Here is a 25,586-nt window from a genome sequence, read left to right as displayed (position 1 = left end):
AGTCCACCGTGAGCCGGTCGAACGGCTGTGTCGACGTTCTTGAAACCGATGAATACACTTCGGCACAGCGAAGTGGCTACAACCGTCGGTGCTGAGATTGCCTCTCAGAATTCCAGTCAAATTCCGGAGATTGCGGTGCCGGCTATACCGGAAGAATCTCGGGATAAACCCCCAACCCATTGAGCATTTCCCGGACTTCCTTTTGATAGACGGGATTCATGAGAATGACGACATCCGGTTTGTCGGCGACCAATGCGTCCGGACCTTTCACCGCATGGCCTGCTCCCGGAATGAACTTCCCGTGCTTGTGCGGGTTGATGTCCACGACATAACGGATTTCATCTCCAAGTCCCAAGGTGGTCAGGAACGATACGGCTTTGCTGCCGCCTCCCCAAAGAATCACCTTCCTGCCCGAATTGTGGTGGCTACTGATGGTGCCTCGCCATTGGTCGGCGATTTTCTGGAACCGGGATGGGAATGACTCGACATCGCCGGCCAGTTCCTCGAGATCATCCTCCAAGGGCAGATTTGGGGTGGAATCTTCCGGAGAGGAGGGTTTGCCGGCGATGATGATATATTGGCCGTCGAATTCCAGATCCAACTCCAGTGGAGTGAATCCAGTCTGGCGGAAGAGGCGTGCGAGAGATCCGCAGGAAAAATAGGAGCAGTGTTCGTAGTAGATATCCCAGAAAGCGGCCTCCTTGAGGACCCGGTGAACATCCGGCAGTTCGAAGAGCAGGGTGGTATCCTTCTGGTCACCAATTGTCTTCTTCACCATTTCCATGAACTGGTGGGTTGGGGCGATATGTTCCAGGGTGTGCCGGCAACAGACCACATCCGCTTTCAAGTGAGTGTAGCGCTCGCTGTAGAGATCCTGGATGAACTCGATCTTCTCTACCGCCTGGCTGCCGAGACGCCCTGGAATATAGGCGGGGTCGATGCCGATTCCACTACCCATGCCCTGTTCAATCATCTCAACGAGGAATTCGCCTTTCCCACAGCCGATTTCGAGAATGCTCTTACCTCTCAGATTATAATCCGCGACCCAGCGTTTGGCTAGAGCGCGGGCAAAGGCATTGAAGGTCGGAGAGAACCCCTGGGACTCTTCGCAGGACGTCGAGTATTCGTGAACCGTCGGGTCGAAGGCGGTATTGGCGATGAATCCGCAGGCCGGACAGAAACCCAGCTTGAGGTCGCGTCGGGGGTAGTTGAGGGCCTTCTCCCGTGTCTCCATCAGAAGCACACTGTGGACGGGAATATTGCGGACTTCATAAAAAACCCGCATGCCTTCCTTCAGGCAGTTCGGACAGGTGATCGGATTGGACGAATCGGTCATTAGGTGGATGGGTTTGGCAGGAGTTCGGGCTAAACTCTCTGGGCCCGCGATTTTTCGATAATTGGTGCGAATAGTGAGACGAATCCTGTAGGAGAGGCTTTACGCCTCGATTCTGCCGTCGGTATCGGGATATCGAGGCGTAAAGCCACTCCTACAAAGGGTTGAGTTGGCTATGGATCGAGGCGTAAAGCCTCTCCTACAGGGATCGAGTTGGCTATGGATATCGAGGCGCAAAGCCTCTCCTACGAGATTATCTGGTGGAGGTGAGATGTCGGGGGTTCTTGAGTGCGCGTGGACTTGCACCATGGATCAGACGATCCTGACCTCCGGGATCGGGATGATGAACTTGCCTCCCCGGTTGCGGTACTCGGACTGTTGCCTAAGGATCTCCTCCGAGAAATTCCAGGGAAGAATCACAACGTAATCGGGCTGGTCTTCGAGCAGCTTCTCCGTGGGAAAGATCTCCAGATGGACGCCAGGCATGAACCAGCCGTGCTTGTGGGTATTGCGGTCGACCACATAGTCGATGGAGGATGAGTTGAGGCCGGCGGAGTTCAGCATGATGGTTCCCTTGGCGGCAGCGCCGTAGGCCGCGATCCGTTTGCCTTCAGCCCGAAGGCGATGGACGAGGTCGGCCAGATCCTTGCGGATAACCTGGACCCTGCGGGAGAAATCCCGGTAGTAGGCGTGGGAGTCTATCCCGACGTCGTGTTCCTCCTTCAGGAGGGCCCGAAGCCGGTCGCTGGGACTCTCGACCTTCTCGACGTAATAGCGGATTGAGCCGCCATGGGTGGGCAGGCGTTTGGCATCGTTGAGGAAAAGGCCGTGACGACGCATCAACTGATCAACCGATGTGAGGGAGAAATAGCAGAGGTGCTCGTGATAGATGGTGTCGAATTCACAATGATCGACGAGATCACGCAGGTAGGGAGCCTCGATGGCCACGATGCCATCCGGCTTGAGCAGGGTATGGATGCCTTCAACGAAACCATGCGTGTCGGCAACGTGGGCGAGTACATTGTTCCCGATGATGACGTCCGCTTGTTTTCCCTGTTTCTTCAGGTCCGTTGCGACTTCAGGATCGAAGAAGGTTTTGAGGGTCGGCACGCCGATCTTCTCTGCGGCAGCAGCCTGACGGGGAGCGGGATCGATCCCGAGTACAGGCACGCCTCTTTCGACGAAGTTCTTCAGGAGATATCCGTCATTGCTGGCCAGTTCGACGACGAGGCTCGAGGCACCCAGTCCACGGCGTTCGATCAGGTCCAGCGCGTTGGCGCGGCAGTGGTCCAGCCAGCTTTGAGAGAATGACGAGAAATACATGTAGTCGTCGCCAAAGAGGTACTTCGGGGGGACCGTTTCGAGAACCTGGACCAGTGAGCAGCTCGGGCAGAACCCGACGTCCAGAGGGAACCGTCGTTCCGGTTCCGCAAGCTGGGCTCTGGTCAGAATGCGGTCGGAAGGCGGCATCTGGCCCAGGTCGAGGACGGGCTTCAGCCCGACCTGGTCACAACCGCGGCAATGGGCCTGTTCACAGCGTTGTTCGAATGTATTCATTTATTGAGTATGGTCAGAAAGTCGAAAGTCTGAAGGTCGAAGGTCGAAGGGTGGAGGTTGGCGGCTCCGCCGCCGGGAAGAAGCCGGAGGTCGGAAGTCAGAGGTCAGATGTATTCGAAGGTGGAAAGTGGGAGATGTAGCCGTGTCGCTCAGTCAACGCGTGTCCATGTATTCCTGGACTCTATGGAATTTCCTCCATGAGTTCGTCGCTGATCGCTGACCTCCGACCTCTGACCTCTGACCTCTAGGCATTCTGGGGCTGGAGGAAACGGAGGTCGTTGTCGATGACGTGGCCTGAGAGAAGCTTCTTGATGTGGGCGAGACGCTGGTACTTGGGCCCTTCGAACTCTTCCAGGGTCACGCCGTACTTGATGTAGGCGGCGTAGCATTCTTCCACACCCTTTCTGGCGTTCCAGACGGGTTTGAAGTGCTTTAATGTGTGGATCGCCTTGTCGAACGAAACCCGGTAGCAGCGCGTATCCGCGGAGGCGCCTTCGGCGAAGCGGAGCTCCGAGTTGGGGACGACGTCGCGGACGATTTCAGCGATCTGCTTCACCCGGTAATTCTCGCCCGGCGCGCCGATGTTGAAGGCCTCATTGTGAATGGCATCGCGGTCCGCCTTGAGGACTGCGATGAAGGCGAGCGAGATGTCGGCGATATGCACGATGGGGCGCCAGGCGCTGCCATCACTCTTGAGGTGAACCTTGCCGGTGGTGTAGGCCCAGGCGGTCAGGTTGTTCACGACGAGATCGAACCGAAGCCTCGGTGATACACCGTAGGCAGTGGCGTTGCGCAGGAAGGTCGGTGAGAAGGTGTCATCGGCCAGAGCTCCGATATCCCGCTCGGCCAGGACCTTGGACTCGCCATACGGTGTCACCGGGTTGAAGGTTGATTCCTCCGTTCGCAGTTCCTCGCCTCCGGCGCCGTAGGTGCTGCACGAAGAGGAGAAGACGAAGCGGGGGACGCCGGCCTGCTTGGCGAGCTTCGCCAGGTGAGCCGATGCGCGGTAATTGATGCTGTAGGTCAGCTCTTTGTCGATGTCACCCAGAGGGTCGTTAGACAGTCCTGCCAGGTGCAGGACGGCATCAAATCCCCTCAGATCTTCGACGGTAGCGTCGCGGATGTCCTTCTGGATATTAGGGACCTTGACGAGATTGTCGCCAAATGTGCTGTTGCGGTAGAGATCGCTGTCCATGCCAACGACGTCATAGCCCTCATTGAGCAGCATGGGTACGAGAACGGTGCCGATATAGCCGAGATGTCCGGTTACGAGTATTTTCATATTGGAAAGTTGGCGGCTTTGCCGCCGGTAAGAGGTAAGAGAGAAGGGGGAAGTCTAAGGTCGAAGGTCAAAAGTCGAAGGTCGAAGGTCGAACGCGCTGGTGGGCCCTCGTTATTCGTTAGTCGTTACTGGTTATAGATATGTGAAAACATGTGTTGCAATCGATTGCAAAGAATTCAGCCCGTCCTCTGTCCTCTGTCCTCTGTCCTCTGTCCTCTGTCCTCTGTCCTCTGTCCTCTGTCCTCTGTCCTCTGTCCTCTGTCCTCTGTCCTCCGCCATCCGACCTCTTCCCCAACCCGCCATCCGGCTCAGTCACTCCACGTCTTCCAGGGGGCGTTGCCTTTCTGCCAGAGGGATTCGAGAAGGACCTTGTCCCGCAGGGTGTCCATGCATTGCCAGAAGTCGTCATGCCGGTAAGCCATCAGTTGACGTTCCTTGGCGAGACGGACCATGGGTTCATGCTCCCATTGAGTCGCATCACCCTCGATGTAGTCGAAAATCTCCGGCTGCAGAACGAAGAAGGCACCGTTGATCCAGCCTTCGGACGCTTGAGGCTTCTCTGAGAATTCCAGCACCGTGTCCCCATCAAAGGTCATATGACCGAAACGGGCCGGCGGGCGCACGGCCGTGACGGTGGCGAGTTTTCCATGGGAACGATGGAATTCGAGGAGCTTGCCGAGGTCGATGTTTGAGACGCCGTCTCCCCAGGTCAGCATGAATGGTTCATTCCCGATGAAGGGCTGAAGGCGCTTTATCCTTCCGCCGGTCAGGGTGGCATTCCCGGTGTCGATCAATTCGACATTCCATTCCGGACTGTCGTTACCGTGAGGGATGACCGAGCCCGATCCGAGCTTCACCGTCAGGTTGCTCTCAAGTGAACAGTAGTCGACGAAGTACTTCTTGATCACCTCGCCCTTATACCCGAGTGCGATCACGAAATCGTTGAACCCGTAGTGGGCATAGTGCTTCAGGATATGCCAGAGAATCGGCCGGGAGCCGATCTCGACCATCGGCTTTGGTTTGATCTGGGTTTCTTCAGAGAGGCGGCTTCCGACGCCGCCTGCGAGGATGGCAACTTTCATAAAGTGTATTCGATTGAGGCAACTGGTGCTCCATTCATTCTCTTGAGGGATGGCACAGACTCAAGGCTGGGTACGACCCGGCACCTCTGTGAACGGCTCTTTGAGGGTTTCCCTGAGCGGGTCTCTGATAGATTCCCGGAGAAGGGGATTCGCTTACGTACTATCGGGCGGCGGTTGTCGCCGGAATCTGGGCCCAAAGGTGAAGAAAACGGAATTGGTTCCAGCCGATGGAAACGATCTCCGGATGACCGTCATTGTCCAGATCCACGGTCCGTGCCCCCAGGTGACTGCTGTGGGGGCCGCGTTCGACAACTGTGGGTATCCACGATCGGGATTCGCGGTCGTTCAGGTAGACCAGAGTCAGATTATCGACGGCTCCCTTGCTCTCGCGAAGATCGGTGTGTTCGGCCACGGCGATGTCGACGGCCCCATCGCCATTGAAATCGGCCAGATCCATGCTGTTCAGAGAACGGTGGCGGGCAATGATGGTGCGATCCCACACGTCCAGCTTTGGATTCCCGGGACCGTGAAACAGGGTCAGATCCGCCATGATGGCCCCATCCTGTCTTTCCTCGGTGACGACGAGATCGAGTCGACCGTCGCTGTCGAAATCGGCGAGGCCGATCCGATCGACCCATGGCTTACCGGATCCGATGGGATGTGTCTCCCATGTGGTGCCCAGAGTCCCTGGGTTTTCCAGCCAGACGAGATGTTCGCCGTCGGCGAGCGACGCTGCCAAGTCCAGGTCTCCATCATGATCGATGTCGCCAGCCGCGATTGCCTCCTCGGATGTCGCGGTTGAAAGCAAGTGAAGGGGCCAGGGCTCTGTTCCGGGAGCGGCAGGAATCTCGAGGCAAAAGAGGTGCTCGCCACGGGAGAATACAAACTGAGGCCTTGGGTTCTCCGTCAGATTGGCAAGAAGGTATCCCTGAGTTCTTCCTTCAGGAATCGACGCGACCGCGGTGGATGTCCAGGGCCCCACGTTGTCGGCAGGCGCTTCGAGCCAGACGATGTTCGGGCCGTCTGATGCCAGGATATCCGTCCGGCCATTGTCGTTGATGTCGAGGGAGACATAGCAGTCCGGAGAACCCGGGAGGGCGGTTCTCGTCCACGGATTGGCGAGGACTCCGGCCGGGTTGAGGTAGAGAAATCCACCTGCGAGTATGTCGGAGAAGCCGTCCCGATTGGCATCCGCAAAACAGAGTCCCATTTTGCCCTGCTCGGACTTTGGCCGGTTCTGATCGACCGGTATGTAGGTCCACGCATCTTTCGGACTCGCGAGGTTTTCCCACATTTCAACCGATCGGCCGATCCCACCGTAATTCTTGCCCACGATGTCGGTATCGCCGTCGCGGTCGATGTCACCGATCTGCATATTGTGGGAGCCCTCCGCGGATAGAACATGAGGGGAGAAGTGGTCTCCTTCATTCAGGTAGAGGATGACCCGACGATCTCGGGAGGTGTGCATCTCGGCGGTCAGAATATCGATGTCACCGTCCAGGTCGAAATCCGCCGTCTGGAGCGAGTGAGCGCCTGTGAGGATGCCCTCGGAAACAGGGTGCTCGATCCAGCGACCGCCTTTGGGCTCTTCCGGGTTCTCAAACCAGGATAGGGGGCCTTCGCCTTCGGAAACGGAGAGAACCACATCCACCCGACCGTCGTTATTGAAGTCATCCAGTGCGACGCGGGTTTCCGCAGGCCAATCGGGAGCGAGATCGTGCTCGGACCACTGTGCTTCGCTATCTGGACCTGGGTTCTCCAGCCAGGTCCCGCCATAGACGATATCCGGATCGCCGTCCCCGTCGATATCACCTTTCGCGAGGCCTTCTCCGGGTCGCCTTAAGAGTGTCTTTTCGACATACGATCCATCGTGATTGTACCAAGCGACCACTGCATTCTTGTCACAGGAGATGACGTCCATATCGCCGTCTCCATCGAGATCAGCGACGTCCAGGTCATGAGCGTAAGCGGCTCCGATCACATGAAGTGGCCAGGCATCGGATTCGGGATGACCGGTGTTTTCATACCAGCGGATCTCACCGTTCTGGCCGGTCAGCGTTCCGATGGCGATGTCCAGATCCCCATCTCCGTCCATGTCTGCGACTTCTCCATCTGTGGTGAACTCACCTTTGGCGACCGGATGTTTTTCCCACGAAGGGAATTCGTACCAGACGAGCCCCGGGTCGGTGGCCTGCTCGGCGCCGAGAACGATATCCAGATTCCCATCCCCATTGATGTCGCCCAGGGCAAGGATATCCGAGCAGCACTCTCTCCCGGTATTCGGATTGGGATCAATCACCCAATGCTTGAGAAACGGGACCTCATCAGTCTTGGGAGGGCAACCTCCTGACAGGAGAGCCAACATGACGATGAGCGCCGCGATCGCATTTTTATGATATGGATTCAAAAAGTTCCCTTTCGAGAATTGTAGGGAATAGGATCCGAATAACCAATAACCAATAACCAATAACCAATTCCCAATAACCAATAACAACCAACAACCCTCAAACTCCTCTCCCTCACCGAATGCCGGTGGCTTCAGAAGCCGCTCTTTCCTGCCCACTCGAGACAAATCCCAGAAGTAGCGGGTAAGCAGTGCAGCAGGCTACGAGGTTCCAGAACAGAAGATTGAGATGGAGCGGTCCGCCGACTTGCAGGCAGGTGGCAAGAAAGGGTAGCGAGCCGATTATCATAACTGTGGACAGGGCGATGGCATGGCGTGAGACCGGCGGCTGGCGATGAAGAAGGAGTGACAGGGGCAGACCGACCAGGCAGACGAGGAGCAGGGCCCCGGCGATCCTTCCTCCTTCGTTGGCGCCCAGCCCAAGGTAGACGAACGGCTCCCGCAGATCGACAGAGCTGAGAGACCGTCCGGTCTGGTCGCGGATGGTGGAGACGCCGTGATCATAGGTGGCGAAAAACCGCTGTGGACTCGCATCGACTGCGCCCCGGATTCGCAGGGCATGGACAAGGCCGTTCTCACCGTTGACCCCGTTTCGGACCCGGAACTCAAGGTCTGCGCCATCCTGTGCCAGGGTGAAGTTTCTCCGATACGGGCCGTCCGACCAAGTCACGATGCGGGCGGGGCCGGTTTGAAGGGTATCCATTGCCTTTATCCCTACCTCGATGCTGAACGCACCCGATTCGATCAGACGTTCGGCCAGAGGGCCGACTGGATGGTCTGGTCTCAGGGATATGGGCTCATCGATCACCAGTGCGGACGGGTTGCTCGTGGTAGAAATGTACTCATCAGGTAATGGGATGGCGAAGTCCGGTGAGGCGATTGTTCCTGAGGGCAGAATCTGGCCGGAGGGAGACTCGTCAAACGAGTAGCCCAAGGCGAGCCCGAGGCGGATGCGGGCGGCATCCCGGTCTTCAGGGGACGCAGCCTCGTTAAGGTCTTCAACAGCGGACTTGGAAAGGCTTCGATCATAGAGACCGACGAAGGCGAGATTTCCCAGCCACGGTCGTGATCCGTCCGTTTCATTGACGAGACAGAACTCCATTCCCGAGTCCCAAGATTTGGTCTGGAGAAAGAAAGCCGGATACAGACCGGCTGAGATCCAGGCAACGAACCCGATGGTGAACAATCCCGCCATCCAAAGGTCCATCCTTTGAGTGAGCACACGAACGAGGGCCAGACGCACCGGCTTTGTCGCATCGAGACGCCCGAGAAGCAGGATGGCTCCACTCACCGCAGTGATGTTGCAGATCAGGTCGACAACCCGGGCGTGTCGATCGGATTGGATGAATTGGAGGGTTTCCACGATCAGGCATCCCAAGGCGACCAGGCAAATCAACGGGAGGATGCGGATCTCGCGGAGTCGTGGGCCGAATGCGAGTTCGATCGCTGTTCCGAGCATCAGGAACGCGAAAAAATGTCCAACGAGTTTCAATCCCAGATCGGGTGCCTGCGGGTTGAACGCTTCTCTCAGTCTGTCCGGGAATTCAGCGACGACAAGAGACGGCTCAAACGGTGAGAGCGAATAGACCAGAACACCGATTGCGATGACAACAAGAGCGAAACGGGTGGCTGTCTGAGTCGACGGGGAGTTCCTTGGGGGCGGAGCGAGTGAACTCATGCCGGATCTGAGTGCGCCGGAATATGCGTGACGCGGAACACTTCGCAGTCATCGAGCAGGCATTCAAGGAATTGGCCATTGGAGACATCCGAGAGAATGGGCCAGTTGGGTTCGTTCTGCAATCGTTCCATCTGGGATCGGTGTGCTGCCAGAGCAGCGCGTTTCCCCTCCAGATGTTTGCTGATGTCGGTGCCGGTTGAGAAGTGGCGGAATGAGGTCAATCCCAGTCCAAACCTCATGGAACGGGCCACCTCTTTCGGGAGCTCCCGAGAGAGGCGGAGTGGAAGGGAAACCCACGGCCATTGATTCCAGAACCAGATCGGGTATTCGAACAGGGTGACACCGTAGTCGATGTCACAGAGTGCCTCGGTCACGATCGCGTAGGTAGCTTCGTGATCCGTGGTGCCATCGAATCGGTAGGGGACGAAGATCTCGGCGGGGCGGTGAGCGAGCAGTCTCTTCCTGACTTCCGTCACGGCGTCCTCGTGGTGGTGACCAAGTCGGCCGTCCGGAAACCTCAGGAAGTCGACCTGTCGCGAGTGAAGCCCGAGAATCCCGGCCGCGTTGAGTGCTTCTTTTTCCCGCAGGACGCGAAGCTCATCCTGGCTGATAAACCTGCTGTGGGATGTGCTGCCGTCGGTCATGAAGACCAGATGAACTGGGGTTCCCAGGGCGGATTTTTGGAGAATTGTGCCTCCGCACCCGAGAGTCTCGTCATCCTGATGGGGTGCAAAAATAGTTGCTTTCTCATCCGGACCTGGACAGCGAGTCATCCCGTGTCTTTGGTGGAGGACTCGCCTGAGCAACTCAAGACGAGGAAGGTTCAATGTTATGCCTCCGAGTGACAAGGTCTGGCACGGTAAACCTCAAGAAGGAGGTCCGCCGATCGCTCCCAGGAGAAATGCCCAACGGCTCGTTTCCGGCCTGCTTCCCCCATCTGTCGCGCAAGTGCAGGGTCCTCAAGCACCTTGCAGATGGCCTCGGCCAGCGCGTTCGGGTTGGCCGGATCGACAAGAAGACCGGTCTCGCCGGGAATCACAGTATGGGCCATTCCGCCGACCCGGGTGGCCACAACCGGTTTCTTTAGCATCATGGCCTCTACCAGACTGATGCCGAAAGACTCGCTTAGCGATGGATTGACGAGTACTGCGGCATTCCGGTAATGGTCTGAAATCTTGTCATGGTCAGCACGACCCTCGAAGGTAATTCGACGGCCGAGTTCGGGTCCCGCTAGTTCCTCGAGGGTTACTAGATAGGGATCCTTTCCGTTCGCAAGTGGCGGCCGCTCGTAGAAGCGGCTGAGATCCTTGACGTAGGGCACGTCGCTCAGGCCTACCAGGTATTCGATGGGTGCGGAACCGGCGGCACCGACCAGATGGAGACTTGCTTCCGGAAATCGCTCGAGGACAAGGTGAAAAGCGGTTATCAGGTCGTGGATTCCCTTTTCGGGAGAGATCCGGCCGACAAACAGGACTTTTTCCCCTGCCGGCACGGCGGCGGATCCCTCGGGGATGACATCGGCCGAATTGGGTACGGTGACACACTTGTCTGCGAACTCGGGAAACCCGTCGGCGACCAACCGGGTGATGTACTCGCTGCATCCGATGATCAGGTCCACCTGGCGCAGACGTGGCTCAATCACTTTGCGAGGAAACTGGGTCAACCACTCGCATTGCATATGCAGGGCGATCCTGACGTCGGGGTAGGCACGCCGGATGACGGGGACGAACTGGGAGTAGCCCATGATGTGGACGACGTCGCATTTCGCGTTTCGAATGTGGCGCGCTACCTCCCGGGCGTAACCCCAATGATGCCAGCCCGCGTTGGTCGAAAGATTTGTCCCCCGCTTCATGCCGATAGCACGTAGCGCGTTTTCCGCGATCCGCCCTAGTCGATTCACTCCCGAATCGACCAGGGTTCGGGTGAAGACATACTCCACTCCATCGTGGCGGCATTTCTTCGAATGGAGTCTGCTGCCGTGGTTCCCGAATACGGTGACTTCATGCCCTCGCCGCGCACAGATGCGGGCCATGTAATAGATCCACATGGACAACGAACCGCCTCGGACGGGCGGAGTCATGTTGTCAAATGGCTGGGAGACGAACGCGATCTTCATGGAATGGACCTGCTGGGTCGAAGGTCTGAAAGGCGAAGGCCTTAGGTCGCAGGTCACCGTTCGAGGTAAAGAGGCGATTCGCCGATCGGAAAGCCGGATCGTAGAGACGGCGGTTCCCTTCCTGATTCAGGCGCTGCTTGATCCGGAGGAACTCTCCGATTCAACGAGGCGTGCCTTCTGGTCGGCGATCACGTCTTCAATAATATTCTCCAGGCTGCGGCTCGGTTGGAACCCGATAAGCTTGTTGATCCGGCTTATATCCGGCTTGCGCCGTTGCATATCCTCGAATCCGGAAGGATAGGCCTCTGCGTAGGGGACCAAGCGGACTTCTGAATCGGAGTGGGTCATTGAGACAACGAGATTCGCGAGATCGCCCATGCTGACCTCGCGGTTCGAGCCGACGTTGAAGACTTTCCCGTAGGTTATGGGGCGAGTGATCAGTTCAACGAGAGCCGGGACCACATCCTTCACGTGGCAGAAACAACGCGATTGAGTGCCGTCACCGTAAACGGTAATTGGAGTTCCTCGAAGAGCTTGTGAGACGAAATTGGGTATGACCATGCCGTATTGCCCGGTCTGCCTGGGACCCACCGTGTTGAAGAGCCGGGCGATGGTGACCGGCAACCGGGTTTCCTGGTAGTAGGCCATGGCCAGGAATTCATCTGTGGCCTTGGAGTTGGCGTAACCCCACCGCGCCTTGTCGGTGGATCCCATGACCGTGTCGTCACCCTCGGCAAAGGCCTCCTTCGTGCTCTTGCCGTAGACCTCGGAAGTGGAGGCCACCAGGACGGTCTTCCGGTAGCGTGAGGCGCTCGCCAGGACGCGCTCAGTGCTGACGATATTGTTGATCAGCGATTCGGTCGGCCTCTCGATAATCAGTCTCACGCCGACGGAGGCGGCAAGGTGATAGATCCGATCGCTCTGGCGGATGAGTTCGTCTATGAGGGACGCGTGACGTATATCCTCGATGAAGACCTGGAATCCGCTGCGGCCTTCGAGGTGTTGGATATTGTCGTACCGACCTGTGCTCAGGTTGTCGATCACGATGACCTTCTCCCCGCGATCGAGGAGATAGTCAGCGAGATGTGAGCCGATGAAGCCTGCGCCGCCTGTTATGAGGTGTGTTGCCATAAGAAATCAGTTTGAGAATTCTGTTTGGAGGAGATGGGAAACTCTTCTTGAAGCACCAGTCGTGCATCAAGGTTCTTTGGAGGCCATTTTTGGTCAGGTCCTGATGTGTGCTTATGAGTTACTTTCGGTGGTGGGGACAAATTTGGGGGCCTCCCTACCAGAGTCGCATCTGGACCAGGCTGCAAGAGTTCGATTGGAGCAGACGTTCCTATCAGCTTCTCAGGGTGCGGAGAAGCCCGCGCCTGGCAAAGCCATGGGCTGCTCGGTCCTTCGGATACTCAGTTCTTGCACCAATTCCCGGCAGAGAACAACTCCACATGGATCGCCCTGAAAGGTTCCCGGGCGATCCCGATCCCTGCCAAGCAACCTAATAGATCACGTACTTTTGGTTGAGGTAGGCTTCGACCGACTGCCTCTCAGAATCGTCGAGAGCCTCGTCGAAGATCAGCACCTCGAAGTATTCGTAGTTGTTGCCCGGCCAGCGTGGTTCGCCGCGCCCACCCAGCACGATGCGCTCGGCACTCAGATTCCCGGTTGAGGGACCGGGGATGCCCGGAACTCCATTGATGAAGCTCATGATCGTGGATCCGTCAAATCTTGTGCCGTAGGTGAAGGTGACCCCGCTTCCCGGGTGCGGGCGAGTGCTGAAGACGATATCGTCCCTGACATCGTAGACATCTCCGCTGTCGGCGGTCTGACCAACGACCAGGGAATGTGGATTGTTCCAATCGTGGTTCTCGAAATCGTGGATACTCAGAATGGCCTCGAGCCACTTTTCCGAAACTCTTCGTGCAACAACGAAGACTGTGTAGTTATTGCCATTCAGACGAGCGGATGTCGAGCGAAGGAAATCCCCAGACCCGTCAAAGCGGATGGAGGGCTTTCCGTTCTGTTGGTTTGTCGAGAAGATCGGTCGATTGCTGTCACCCCCTCCCGTAATGCTCACATGCCACGAGTTCTGGCTCTTGTCGTTCCATCGCCCAACAAACTGGCCATTTGTCGTCACTGGCTGAGTCCCTGCCTCGTTCTGGAAGAGTCCGGTTGAGTCGGATGAGTCGAGCCAGAAGATGACACGTGAATCGCCTATCGGAGAGTAGCCACCCGAAGTCACAACGTTGATGTTGACGGGTATGGAGGAACTGGTGGCTCCCAGATTGTCCGTGGCTGTTGCCGAGATTGAGTAGGTCCCGGCGGTGACACCGTTCCAGGTGAAGCTGAATGGGCTGGACAGATCGCTGCCGATCAGGGTGACGCCGGAATAGAAGTCAACGCGGACAACCGAGCCGTTTGCATCTGAGGCAGTGGAGTTGATGACGATTGACGCCGGTGCGGCGAATTCCGTTCCCGAGGACGGACTCGTGATGCTCACCGTGGGCAGGGAATTGACGACAGAGACCTGGATCGCTGGTGAGGTAGTTGAGGCCCCGAGGTTGTCTGTCGCGACCGCACTCAGGCTGTAGTCTCCAAGAGCCATTCCTGTCCAGTCGAATTCATAGGGGGCGGAGGTATCGGTTCCCAGGAGGGTTGACCCTTGGAAAAACGCGACACTAGCAATAGTCCCGTTGCCGTCGGAGGCATTGGCTTGTATGGCAATCGTTGCGGGTTCCGGGAAGGTTGCTCCGGCTGAGGGACTGGAGATGCTGACTGCCGGAGGCGTATTCTGAACGGAAACCGGAACAAGGGTTGAGGTGTTGCTTGCTCCTTGGTTGTCGGTCGCGACAGCCTGAAGATCATGATCGCCTATCGGGGGATTGATCCAGGAGAAGCTGAACGGACTGGTGGTGTCCGTGTGCAGGAGAGTCGAACCGGCATAAAATGCGACACTTGTAACGATCCCGTCGGCATCAGACGCATTGGTTGAGATCGTAATCGGGTTGGGCGTAATGAACAGGGCTCCAGGAGCCGGGCTGGAGATCGCAATACTCGGTGGGCTGTTCGGAAGGTCACTCGGCAGAATGATCAGGTTCTGGTATTGGCCGGTTTCACCAAAGACCGGCAGGAGCCCTCCTTCGACAAAGCTTCTGTCGAGAAGGTGACGTTCGGCGGATTCCGTATTGAAGCCCACTCCGGCGTCGACCGGAAGGAAGGCACTACATTCTCTGAACGTGGCGGATCCCTGTGCGTAGAACGCACTGAGAAAGAGACTCGAACCTTCGCGGGTCGGGGTGACCACGTCACGAACAACGCAGAACTCAAACACGTTGCCGATTGTGTCTTCGTCGCCAAGAGCGGCGAAGACCAGACTCTCGTGGGAATCGCCTTCGCTGACATATTGACCAATCGCCCGCAGGGCGGTGAGATTGCGGGCAGTGCAGTAGTTCCCGTTGAATTGGACGGCGTGAACGTTGCGGGCATCCGCCGGCAGCGAATTGCAGTCGATAGTCAAATCTGCGACAGTGACATGGTCACCGAAAGCCCTGATCATGGACGCCTCCGCATCTCCACCAGTTTCATTGAAGACCGTGCGATCGCGGATCAGAGTTGTATTGGCGACGCCCGACCCGATAAGCCGGGTTCCGGGACCCAAGGTCCATTTGGATCCGATAGAGGAATCGATGTATCCTTGGGTTTGGTAGGTTCCTGGAGCCAGTTGGATGGTCTTGATGCCTGAGGCAAGAGCGTCAGCCATCAGTGTATCGAAGTCAGTCGCGTCCGAAACCCTGAAGGGATCTGTGTAGCTACCTGTTCCGCCGGGTCCGGTTGGATCCGAAGAAATCCAGATTTCCTTCTGCTTGTTGACCGATACCGTCCATGCTGAGGCAGGATTCGGTGCGACCAGAAGGCCGAGGGCCAACCAGACCGGAGAAAGCGGGAGATGTGACGTCTTGCGGGAGAATTTGGAAAACATAGGAGATTGTGGTGTTGGGCTTGGTTTCTCAAGACCCAGAAATTTCGTTCTCAGGTCCAAGGGAGACTGGACCGAGGAGCCGCGACGGTCAACTCGGCATGAGTGTGGGCCAGCATGAGGTTCGCTTAGGGGTTTCCCGCAGAAATTTAGGGGATTTCCTTATCACAGCAGTTAAGTCGGTGGATCCAGTCTGGTTCATACCGGAGGCTCGGGGTAGATGGGGCGGGTTGCCGATGAGCCGGCGGAGATTTGCGCGAGTGGGACTGGGACCCGCCAATCAGCTATCATCCGCCGTCGTTGCCGGCGGGGACTGTGTGCGGCGTATATCGGGACGGCAACGGCACGGCGACAAACCGGGTGATGAGTCCCCGGACTTCAGGATCCTCCCAATCCCAGTTGCCTCTCTGCAATTTGCCGAGGCTGTCTGGGGTCAGTTCGACTTCCGACGGAATGAACTCCTCAACCGCGGCGCATTCAGAGGCCATTACCTTGTTTGGCCACTCGAAGGAGGCCCTAAAAGCAGATCTGGTTCGATGGACCTTGAAGATCGGATTGATCTGGAGGTACTGGCTGATCGGGTTGAGTGCGGCAAGAGAACTGGAATTGATCTCAGCATCGCCCCGCAGCCCGCCTATCATGGTGAGATTCGGACATCCGGTCAAATCCCGCGGATCGGAGCCCGTCTGCCAATCGGGTGGCCTGCCTGCACTCAGGGACCTCAGGACGGCTGCCTCATCGAATAGCTTTGGGTTGGCCGCTTCAAAACACTTCAGATAGCCTTCGGGCGAGAGAGGTATTCCAGCGGTGAAGTTGGGTTGGAGTTTGTTGTGAAGGTGCGGGAAGACCCAGGCTCCCGACGCCTTAAGTATCCGGGTCAGTTCAGTTACGATGGCTTTCTTCGACCGAAGATAATGAAAGGCATCAAGGCAGAATACGGCATCGAAGGAATTGTCGGGGAAAGGAACCGGCACCTCCGCATCAATGCAAAGGTGGATGGCCTCCGGCGCAAGAAAGCGCCGTGCCAGATAAACGTTCACAAAATCCTGATCCGCCGAGACAATCGACGTTTCTGGGTAGAGAAGGCTCATCAGGAAAGTGGCGTGCCCCGCACCGCATCCAACGTCGAGGACCCGAGGGGGCATGCCGTCGTCCGATTGTCCAATGTTCACGAGCGATCGAATCAGCAGAAGGGGGCCGATGGCGGATAGGAAACTCGTATTTGCGTAACGATGGACGAGATAGTCTGCGAATACCTTGGGGCGCCTCGCCAGTTGGGCGGCGGTGGTGAATGCCATGCGCTTATCGGAGATCAGCCTCCGGCAGTTCAGGTGGTAGTGAACCTGGTGCCAGCGCGATCTCTGAGCCCATGTAATTCGGAACAGGTTCAATGCCTGGAGCAATGCTTGGGTGGCGTTACCCTCTTTGACCAGACTTGTGACGGAAGAGAGGCCGTCGATCTGCTGGATGATTGGAATGCCATCGACGATCGGATACTCGTAGCACTCACAGTTTAGGATTCCGGAACCAGGCGGGTCCGATTCGCTCTGTGGGTTCGACACAGTGCGGTCATGGGAAATCTCGAAACGATTCCCACAATAGGGGCAGACCAATTCAGACAGCAGCTGGAACAGCGAATTGGTTCGTGGGTGTCCGGGTGGAGGGGCGTGATTCATGTTTCTAGATGAGGAATCTGGCGGGCGGCCCGCATTGAGTTCGCCATGGGTGGTGCCCCATACGACTTCGCCACGGCTGTCGCTTGGTGAACGATCAGAGAGCCTCCAGGTTTAGGGAGATGGAGACAGGGGGCAGATGTCGGCCGCCTGCGTCAGGCCGCTCAAGGCAGCGCAAGAGAATGGCCCACAAACCAGTTCGTGTTGGGATAGGAACCCGTAATCCTTTTGATTTGATACCCTTGACTCTGGACCAGGGCGTCCAGATCGTCCCACCGTCGTTGAAGTCCGTCCGGACTAGCGTCGTCGACCTCGTAGAGCAGGATCGGCTTGAATTCCTTCAGAATGGTCCGCATCCCTTCGATCGCCTGGTGCTCCGCGCCTTCAACATCGATCTTGACGAAGTTCGGCGGCCGAAGTCCGTGAGCGAGAGCGAACCGATCAAGTGTAACGACTTCGACTCTGCATTTTCCGGCCATTTCAGTTGCGGGTACGGAATCCTCCAACAGGGATGAGCCGCCCTGCCACTTCGCGAGAAAGAAATCGGCGAATCCTGGCTCTGCACCGACGGCAAGTTCGAAAGTCTCGAGGTTGGTGAAGCCGTTGATTCGGGCATTTTCACGCACGTAGCCGGCGTTCTCCGGGACCGGCTCGAAGGCATAGGTTCTTCCGGTCGGACCAATCCGCCGTGCTGCAATTGCGGAGAAGAATCCCAGGTTGGCGCCGACGTCGTAGAAGACGTCGCCTGCCTTCAGATTTGAAGCGATTGCCCGTTGAATCGGCAGCTCGCTCGTCCCGGAAATGAACTCGGGATTGTGGGAAACCCGGAACCTGAGGCCGGCTCCCTCGCCGGACTCGATCGTCCACGCCCGGCGATGCATCAGGCGATCTCCGACCGAGCCCAGACACCCGGAACGGAGAATCCTCAGCATGATTCGTTGGCAGGTCATGATTTGTCTCGGGCGTTGAAGTTCTCGAAGAGTGTTCCTGTGTCATTCCCCCACTCCCAATTGGCAACAAGGCCCACCTGATTGATGCTCAGGGATTCGCAATGCGGATAAATATCTGACAGCGCCCGATAGAGAACAGGCTCACCGTTGACGTAGCAAAGGAACGTTTCGCCGTTGAAGACTACGCGAAAGTCATAGGGGATGCCCCAGAAGACCCGATCCCCAAGGTTGGTCCAGATTGCATCGAAGAGCTCTTCGTAGCCATCGATGTGGAAGAAGGCGGCGATCGAAAAGCCGTAGTAGTCGTCGACAAACGCACTGAAAGTCAGGTAATTGGCGGCGTCCTGCCATATGATGATGCCCCCCCGTCCACGCTCCCGCTGGCCCCGACCGGTTCCCGGCGGAGTGATGCGAACGGCAATGTCGGCGAAGCCCGAGCTCGACCACGGCACGGTGTAGGCGGTGCGACCGGGGCACGGTTCTTTGAGCGAACCTCTGACTTTCAGTTTTCCGTTCCCGGTCAGTTCGAAGACACCGGTTCCTACCGGCCTCTGCCAGGTGAGTCCCCCGGTGGGCGTCGTCCGCCCCGCCAGGTCGCCGCTCCCTCCATCGAAGTTGTCGCCTGCGACAACGCGGTTGCCGCTTTCGATCCAGGCTTTTCCAAGGTCAAAGCAGTCGGGGATCGGGACGACTCTCGGGTGTCCTTCAATCGATTGAACCGTGACGCGGCCGTCGTCATCCAGAATCTCGAAACCCAGACCGGATTCCTCCGCGAGCCGCGAATCATGCAGGCGATTTCCCAAAATGCGGTCGCCGTTCAAGTAGAGAGCGAAGCTTGCGCCATCGTCAGAGACCTGAAGAGAGTTCTGGGCGTTGGGCAGGAGCCGGACATCAGTAGTGGTGGGGAACTCGATGATTCGACCGTCGAGTTTCAGTGAGAGCATGCATCCAATTGTACCTACACGTATCGACCAGTAGTTCTGAGAATCCCGAGCACGCCAGATCAATCCGACTCCCGATACTGGCTCGGCATCTGTCTGAATCAGGAGATGAACGACGCCTGCGGGTTCCTTCTGTGTTTGGAGGAGAGCGACGCTGCACGGGCACGTGGAGATGACACCGTCTTCAGTTCTTTGCAGGGATCCCTCGGAGACCTTCCATCTGCCACCGGTCTCAGCGGTGGAAGCATCCAGTTGACCTGTACCCCTGAGTCCGTCGGCTGCGAAGGCTGAGCCATACCAGTTCTCGAATCCCGGCAGCTGGGCAATCCGCGTGCCGTAGACCCTGGTTTCGGCCCGAAAGCCGATCTGGCCAAGTGCGCTCTGGTGGATGCCGGCATAGAGCTGAGAATCGGCATGAAAGGAGTCGATTGCGAGAAGTTGCATTCCGGGAGCGGCGACGATATTCCGTGCGTCTGGAATCGAGGCGGCGTAGTAGGCCGCACCCTTCTCTCGGAGCACCACGAAGTAATACATGGGAATATTCTGGAGGCCTCGAATCGTCCGGCGGCAGAAGTCACCCACGCGGAGCCAGACTTCGCCGCATTCCGGGCCGAGTGCATGGATGATGATTCCATTTCCCTGGACAAGGGGGTTGTCCGGCGCCTCCTGAGGGAACCAACCGACAGCGAGATTCTCATCGACCGACTTGGTTTGAAGGAATCGTGATCCCCCGATCAGCCAATGCAGTAATTGTCGGGGAAAGTGCCGCTTCTGTCTGCTCCTGATCCAGACGAAGAACCTTTTGAGAGGTGCCTGTGTCTCGCTCCCGAGGATCCACCGTCTGATCCGCATGTAGACGCCTTCCAGAATCGGACCGCTCTGAGAGGTATTGTGGCAGTTGGACAGAAATGCCCCGAAGGCGAGACCGTTCTGGCGTGGAAACGGGCCATAAGAGACTCCCGCGCGGTTCCATCCAGGACGGACGAGTGGCCGAATTCGAAGAGCCCCGTGGTCAATGGCGAGCACTCGTTCTCTGTCAACGCCTCTGCGCAACACGCCATTAACCGCAGAGCCGATTACTCTTCCGGATGGCCGATCATCTGTGAAGCGGTCGGTCATCCTCACCTCATGAGAGTCGTGATGTTCCGATCGGGAGACGTTCGTGACGTTTAAGCTGCGATTTTTCACTTGAGGGTATGGGAGCAGGCGCTTGGTGGGCCTGAGATATCTGTGCGTAGAAGACCGATCCAGTGGACTTCTGCTGTACGACCCTAGGTTTCACCCCGGAATCCGAATCGATGCAGGATTGCCGCAACCCTGGGTTTCGCCAGGAGGTTTGTAATGAATTGCCTTGACGGTGCGCCGGGTCCACCAATGAGCCAATCGGAGCCGAATAGCGAGATCGTCATAATCCCCGCAAAGCTTCCGCCTGCGACAATCAGGATCGGCCAGTTCATTGCTGGAATCATCGATCGGATCGTGACAAGTAGCCAGTAGGCGAGGGCACCCACAGCGAGAGGTAGGCAGATCATGCGAAGAAACCCGGGGAACGATCGGCCACCAAATAGATAGAACCAGCCGTGAATCACAGCGAGCATTGCTGGGACTGACGCAAGCGCATACGAATAGCCCGCTCCTTCGAGGCCGATCCTCGGGATCAGAATAAGGCTTGAAAAGAGCATGGTCAGTCCTGCGAGGAGGACGGTGACCGTGACCATCCACGGCTTTCCGATCCCCCGGAAGTAGGTTGCGACCGGGGCGTAGGCGCCTTGAGAGATGTAGCTCAGTGCGACGAACTGGCCGACGAGGGAACTCGCAAGGGCAAACTCCGGATCAATCCACAGGGAAAGGAAATCCGGCATCAGGACGATCAACGGTATGAGAAGGATGAGTGAAACGGAGAGTGATGACCACGTACCGTTGCGAAAAAGGTCGCGGGCGACGTCGGCCTCACCTGTTGCGCTGAACCGGGGCATCAGCGTCTCACTTCCACTGGCGACAACCATGTGAAGTCGAAGGGAAACGTTGTCGGGAGTGCCGAGATAGGCAACCGGAGTCGGCCCAAGCTTTCCGGCGAGGATCATTTTTCCGGACTCACGGTGCAACATGAAGAACAGATAGGTAAGAAAGGAAAAAACGCTGAACCCGAAGATCTCCCTCAGTCCATTGAATGAAAATGTGGGGGAGATCCTTACCCCGGGCGCGAGCATCCGGATGACGATGGCCTGGACCGAGATCGTGCCGATCAGGGTGAGCAGGTCCCAGGCGACAATATGGCCGAGCCCGAATCCCGAGACCGCCAGGATGATGTAGCCACCGGAGCGCACGACACTCTGAACCACGCTTATCTTTCCGGTTATGTCGTAGCGGTGAAGCGCCATGGGAATGGCGCCATAGGCCCGCGAGACGATGCCGAGGGAGAAGACGAGGGCAGAAATCCGCAACAACCATTCCACCAGTCCGGTCTGGTCGGCTGGTATCTCAAAACATTGACCAGGTAGGGAGACCCGAGAAAGAGACCGGTGCCTGCAAGCAGGCAGACGACAAGATAGAAAGTGAGGGTGGAGCCCATCACGCGGTTGACCCCGCTCAGGTCGTCCTTGCCAAAATACAGCGCAACGTAGCGGAGAGTCGCCTCACCCATCCCGAAGTTCATGACCCCGAGCATTCCGGTCACGGACCAGATTATCAGGAGAATCCCGTATTGATCCGTCCCGAGATTCTTGATCAGCAGAGGCGCGAGAACGAAGCTGATGGCGATGCCCCAGAACGTTGAGAAGGCATTCCATATGGCATTCCCTGCGGCACTTCGTGGTCCCTTGTTTTTTGTAACAGGCCTATTCATGAAATCACGACAGTTCGTCAGATTCCGGGCGTTGTCCCCCTCGTGGGAGCCTGCGCGGTTGGTTCGGGATGGCGTTCACCGCTCGAAGTCCGACTCCCTCCAATGGCGTCGGTCGGCCCGGATAAGGACGGGAAGAATCGATCTCGAAACCGAAGCACAGGCCATTCGATCACTCGGCTGATGAATGCACCTGAAGCGATCACTCCGATCGTAACCAAGGTGGTGATGAGGAGCCATTCCATAGTGGTCACCTCTCCAGGTGTAGTGAGAATCCGGTCTGAGATGACGCGTTCAAGTATGCCAATCGTCGTCACATGCCAGAGGTAGATGCCGTAGGAGAATACCCCAATCCAGCTCACGACCCTTGCCGCAGATGTTACGAGTTTACGTGAACCGGCGAAATCAGAGGCATGTGTATGAAGGGTTGCCACGAGAAAGGCGGCGGACCCAAGCAGGGTACCGGTCAAGCCGAGTGTCCTGACAAATACGGTAGATGGATCCAGAATGAAGTTCGGGAACCAGCAAGCGAGGCCGAAGATAAGCAATGGAAGGCGCCACCGGCGGAAAGCGGCAAACCGGGCAGGGTGCATCTCGGCAATGCCGCGCAATCCCACCCCGAAAAGAAGCGCCTCAAGTCTCAGGTGGGTGGCGGCCATTGACACGGCATAGGGGTTATCGATGTAGACAGAGAAGCAGCGAAAGCCCAGGAAGACTGGAACCATGAGAATGCAGATCGGTATCAGCCACCTGATTCGTTTGGTCGCGATCAACGTTACGAGTGCGAAGGGAAGAATCAGGTAAAAGTGTTCCTCGACGGCCAGAGTCCACGTGTGGCCTGCAGGGTTCGTTCCGATGTAGTTCTGAAGAAAAAGAAGATTGGGCCAGTAGAGCGACCATTGGGATGTGAATGTCGGGAATAGCTCGCCACCGGACTTGAGGGCCTTTACAGCTGGCCACAGAATCACGTAGGCAATAAACAGGAAGTATAGAGGATAGATCTTTAGACCGCGTCGGATCAGGAACCGGCTTATCCTGATTCTCCCGTTCTTCGCGAATTCTTTGATCAGAAGGCCTCCGATCAGAAATCCGCTGAGGACGAAGAATAGATCAACGCCTATCCATCCGATCTGATACCAACGGTAGGCGAACTCCCCTGCAAGCCCTCCTGGTCGGGGAAGTTCCACGTGCCGACCGATCACAAGGAGGATCGCGATCCCACGGAGGATATCCAGTTGTATATTTCTGGAGGAGATCGGGTTCATGGAATGACGATCAGGAAGAGCGAGATCGGCAGAAGCGTCTGGCCGCAAGGCGAAACTCCAGGCGGATGGATTCGCATCCAAAGGCCTAGCTTCTTGCGGTCCTGTTCAGAAGTCGGGTCTTGATACGCCCGCCAAAGTTCCTGAAACGGCGCCAGTAGTGGGTCGAAACTGCCGCAAGGCAACAGGTCAGGCGGGAATAGGTCGGAATCTCAGCCCTCAGGGCGGACCGGGCCATTTCAAGGATCATTCGGTCCCAGTTCGGCAGTGGAAGTTGCCGCCGGGTTCCATCCGTTGTATACCAGGCTGCCCTGGCTTTTCGGGTGGCGTTGGCCTTCATTGACCGCTTCTGGTGCGCCCGAAGGCGGAAGCAGACGTCCGGGATTTCGTGAATCTGGCCAAGCATCGCCAGTTCACCCAGCAGAACATAGTCTGCCCCGAAGAACGGTCCGATCAGTTGCGTTCGTCGCAGGCAGTCAGCTCGTATGAGACCGAAGACGGGATCGCACATGTTCAGTGACCACAAGACGCGGGACAGCCTTCGGTAGGGTCGTGGATCGGAGGAAGCAATACGATCGAGCGGACTCTCAAGGGTGACTCCTTCTTCGTCTATCAGTTCCCCCAGTGGATAGACCATCGCAACATTTAGCGGTGCCGAGTCGAGGTAGCGGACACACTTGCCGATCATCGACTGATGACACTCATCATCGTGCGCCGCCCATTTGAAATAGGAGCCCTGGGCAAGCTGGAATGTCTTGTTGTAGTTTCCCGCTGCTCCGACATTCGACTCGTTTCGGAAGTAACGGATCCGGGAGTCCCGCTCGAGGTAGGAACGACAGATAGCCTCGGTTGCATCGGTCGAAGCATTGTCTGCAACAATCAACTCGAGATCTTCGAAGTCCTGTTTGAGGATCGAATCGATCGATCGTTCGAGGAAGTTGGCACCGTTGTAGACGGGCAATCCAATGCTGACGCGTGGTGACATCGTCTCAGTGCGTAGCTTGGGCGACTACCAGGAAGTGGGAGGCCAATTCGAAGGCTAGATGGCGAAAGCCCCGCTCGACAATGGCACGCCGTCTTTCAGTGAGTAGAGGTTCGATGGTCGGCGATTGAAACCCAGCTTCCCGGAACCATTGGCGGAGCATTTCGGGATTGACCGGGTGGACACCGGTTCGAACGAACAAGCTGGAAAGAGGCTGAAAGGAACCTTCTTTACAGAGGTCACGAATCCACTCGAGACGGTTGCCCCCGTGGGCCACGCAGGCATAAACGGATCCGTTTCTATTCAAGTACTTCGGTAGAGACCGAAGCCATGAAGCTGGATCGGGCACCAAGTGGAGGCCGTCGGCCATGACGATTGCATCGAATTGGCGCGGACTGAGCTGTTGGAGAGCCTGCTCGAATGGGGCGATGATCGCTGGAATGCCACGATTCTGGAGAACAGCGCCGAAGACGGCATCGATGGGAATCGCAAGTACCTCATGACCGCGTTCCTGCATCCACGCTTCGTTTGAGCCGTTTCCAGATCCGATGGAGAGGATCTTCGAGGCTGCAGTCGGCAGCTTTCGAAGCAATTCATGGTGCTCGGACGAATACAGATCCATCGACCACCGAAATCCGGGTGCGCGGCTGGCGGGTGAGATTAGCCGGCCTTTCCAGCCGCCATTGACTTCGAGTGCTTGGAGCGTTTCAGTGTGAACACGCAGTTCCGATTCGGCAATTCCGAGAACGGGGTAGTACTTGTTTGGCATGTGCGGAAGGACGAAATCATCAATCCGCGAGAGATTGATCAGACGCCTGAATCCGCAGTTTCGATAGAGGTCGGAAGCTGCGGTCTCGAGCATCCCGTAGGTTTCGGCGTGAGGAGGCACGAGGAAGCCGCCTGAAGCGATCGCTACCCTAAGCTGGTCCCGTGTTGCAAGGAAGCAACCGGAGTGATCATTTGAGAGACGGGCAAACTTCTGACCGCCGCGATCGACAATCGAGTCGACCAGCCAGTGGAAATGATGATGGATGCTGGTTATGTATCTGTTGCCTTTGGGGTCTACCTCCGAACGAAGAAACCCTGCGATCTCGTCGCCATTGAGCAACGACTGGGAGTCCAGGAAGGCGTCGACATGGCGCTCTGTGATGTGGATGTCATCCTCGGTATAGATGAAGAGATCAAACTCTTCAACATGCTGCGCAAAAAGCTTTCGATGGGCAAACGGGAGGGAGTAGGGGTTTCGAGATGGCAGACCGACCAGTGTCTCAGCGTCCTCGAACCTCTTGTCCAGGTTTGACATTACGACGATGCGGACAGGGTGCCGGAAGCCCCGGAACTCCTCGATCATTCGAGCAAGGAAGTGATCCTGGGAATGACCATGGGATGCGATTCCCACAAGGATAGATACGGCATCTCGTGGGACCGGCGGACGGGGTTCGCTCGCTATGGTGGACGTATTCAAGTGAGGAGTTCGTTCGGTCGCCGGTCCTCGACGCAAAGTCGCC

The 25,586-nt window shown here is 57.2% G+C and carries 18 protein-coding genes; all 18 read right to left on the bottom strand.

Going from position 1 to position 25,586, the window contains the following annotated elements:
* Positions 1-142: 142 nt before the first annotated feature.
* Positions 143-1,336, bottom strand: coding sequence for a class I SAM-dependent methyltransferase (locus tag R3F07_10815; protein MEZ5276859.1), 1,194 nt, complete (start codon positions 1,334-1,336; stop codon positions 143-145).
* Between the two features lie 309 nt (positions 1,337-1,645).
* Positions 1,646-2,890, bottom strand: coding sequence for a class I SAM-dependent methyltransferase (locus R3F07_10810; GenBank protein MEZ5276858.1), 1,245 nt, complete (start codon positions 2,888-2,890; stop codon positions 1,646-1,648).
* A gap of 244 nt (positions 2,891-3,134) precedes the next feature.
* Positions 3,135-4,172 carry an SDR family oxidoreductase gene (locus R3F07_10805; GenBank protein MEZ5276857.1) on the bottom strand — a complete coding sequence of 346 codons (1,038 nt, stop codon included), beginning with the start codon at positions 4,170-4,172 and terminating at the stop codon, positions 3,135-3,137.
* A 308-nt stretch (positions 4,173-4,480) separates the two neighbouring features.
* The gene (gene rfbF / locus R3F07_10800; GenBank protein MEZ5276856.1) at positions 4,481-5,254 is read right to left on the bottom strand and encodes a glucose-1-phosphate cytidylyltransferase; all 774 of its coding nucleotides are present in this window, start codon (positions 5,252-5,254) and stop codon (positions 4,481-4,483) included.
* 160 nt (positions 5,255-5,414) lie between these two features.
* Positions 5,415-7,619 (bottom strand): VCBS repeat-containing protein, encoded by a 2,205-nt coding sequence (locus R3F07_10795; GenBank protein MEZ5276855.1) that lies wholly within the window; start codon positions 7,617-7,619, stop codon positions 5,415-5,417.
* Positions 7,620-7,773: 154 nt separating this feature from the next.
* On the bottom strand, positions 7,774-9,336 hold the full coding sequence (locus R3F07_10790) for a VanZ family protein (protein MEZ5276854.1): 1,563 nt from the start codon (positions 9,334-9,336) through the stop codon (positions 7,774-7,776).
* Positions 9,333-10,109 carry a PIG-L family deacetylase gene (locus R3F07_10785; protein ID MEZ5276853.1) on the bottom strand — a complete coding sequence of 259 codons (777 nt, stop codon included), beginning with the start codon at positions 10,107-10,109 and terminating at the stop codon, positions 9,333-9,335. The genes R3F07_10790 and R3F07_10785 overlap by 4 nt, the downstream gene beginning before the upstream one ends.
* 56 nt (positions 10,110-10,165) lie before the next feature.
* Positions 10,166-11,452 carry a glycosyltransferase family 4 protein gene (locus tag R3F07_10780; protein MEZ5276852.1) on the bottom strand — a complete coding sequence of 429 codons (1,287 nt, stop codon included), beginning with the start codon at positions 11,450-11,452 and terminating at the stop codon, positions 10,166-10,168.
* A gap of 126 nt (positions 11,453-11,578) precedes the next feature.
* A complete protein-coding gene (locus R3F07_10775) occupies positions 11,579-12,583 on the bottom strand; it encodes a GDP-mannose 4,6-dehydratase (protein ID MEZ5276851.1) in 1,005 nt (334 codons plus the stop codon).
* Between the two features lie 367 nt (positions 12,584-12,950).
* Positions 12,951-15,212: an Ig-like domain-containing protein gene (locus R3F07_10770; GenBank protein MEZ5276850.1), complete on the bottom strand. Its 2,262-nt coding sequence runs from the start codon at positions 15,210-15,212 to the stop codon at positions 12,951-12,953.
* A 503-nt stretch (positions 15,213-15,715) separates the two neighbouring features.
* Positions 15,716-16,726, bottom strand: coding sequence for a class I SAM-dependent methyltransferase (locus R3F07_10765; protein MEZ5276849.1), 1,011 nt, complete (start codon positions 16,724-16,726; stop codon positions 15,716-15,718).
* 539 nt (positions 16,727-17,265) lie between these two features.
* Positions 17,266-18,051 (bottom strand): FkbM family methyltransferase, encoded by a 786-nt coding sequence (locus tag R3F07_10760; GenBank protein MEZ5276848.1) that lies wholly within the window; start codon positions 18,049-18,051, stop codon positions 17,266-17,268.
* Positions 18,048-19,844 (bottom strand): hypothetical protein, encoded by a 1,797-nt coding sequence (locus R3F07_10755; protein ID MEZ5276847.1) that lies wholly within the window; start codon positions 19,842-19,844, stop codon positions 18,048-18,050. Before R3F07_10755 ends, R3F07_10760 begins: the two co-directional genes overlap by 4 nt.
* Before the next feature lie 419 nt (positions 19,845-20,263).
* On the bottom strand, positions 20,264-21,439 hold the full coding sequence (locus R3F07_10750; protein ID MEZ5276846.1) for an oligosaccharide flippase family protein: 1,176 nt from the start codon (positions 21,437-21,439) through the stop codon (positions 20,264-20,266).
* On the bottom strand, positions 21,349-21,837 hold the full coding sequence (locus R3F07_10745; protein ID MEZ5276845.1) for a hypothetical protein: 489 nt from the start codon (positions 21,835-21,837) through the stop codon (positions 21,349-21,351). The genes R3F07_10750 and R3F07_10745 overlap by 91 nt, the downstream gene beginning before the upstream one ends.
* Before the next feature lie 17 nt (positions 21,838-21,854).
* Entirely contained in the window at positions 21,855-23,099 is a 1,245-nt protein-coding gene (locus tag R3F07_10740; GenBank protein ID MEZ5276844.1) for an acyltransferase, read from the bottom strand.
* An 85-nt stretch (positions 23,100-23,184) separates the two neighbouring features.
* On the bottom strand, positions 23,185-24,081 hold the full coding sequence (locus R3F07_10735) for a glycosyltransferase family 2 protein (GenBank protein MEZ5276843.1): 897 nt from the start codon (positions 24,079-24,081) through the stop codon (positions 23,185-23,187).
* Positions 24,082-24,085: 4 nt separating this feature from the next.
* Positions 24,086-25,381, bottom strand: coding sequence for a methyltransferase domain-containing protein (locus R3F07_10730; protein ID MEZ5276842.1), 1,296 nt, complete (start codon positions 25,379-25,381; stop codon positions 24,086-24,088).
* Positions 25,382-25,586 lie beyond the last annotated feature (205 nt).

Source organism: Opitutaceae bacterium (assembly GCA_041395105.1).
GTDB lineage: Bacteria > Verrucomicrobiota > Verrucomicrobiia > Opitutales > Opitutaceae > B12-G4.
Note: the sequence above shows the minus strand (reverse complement) of the source record. Positions and strands in the feature narration are given on the sequence as shown.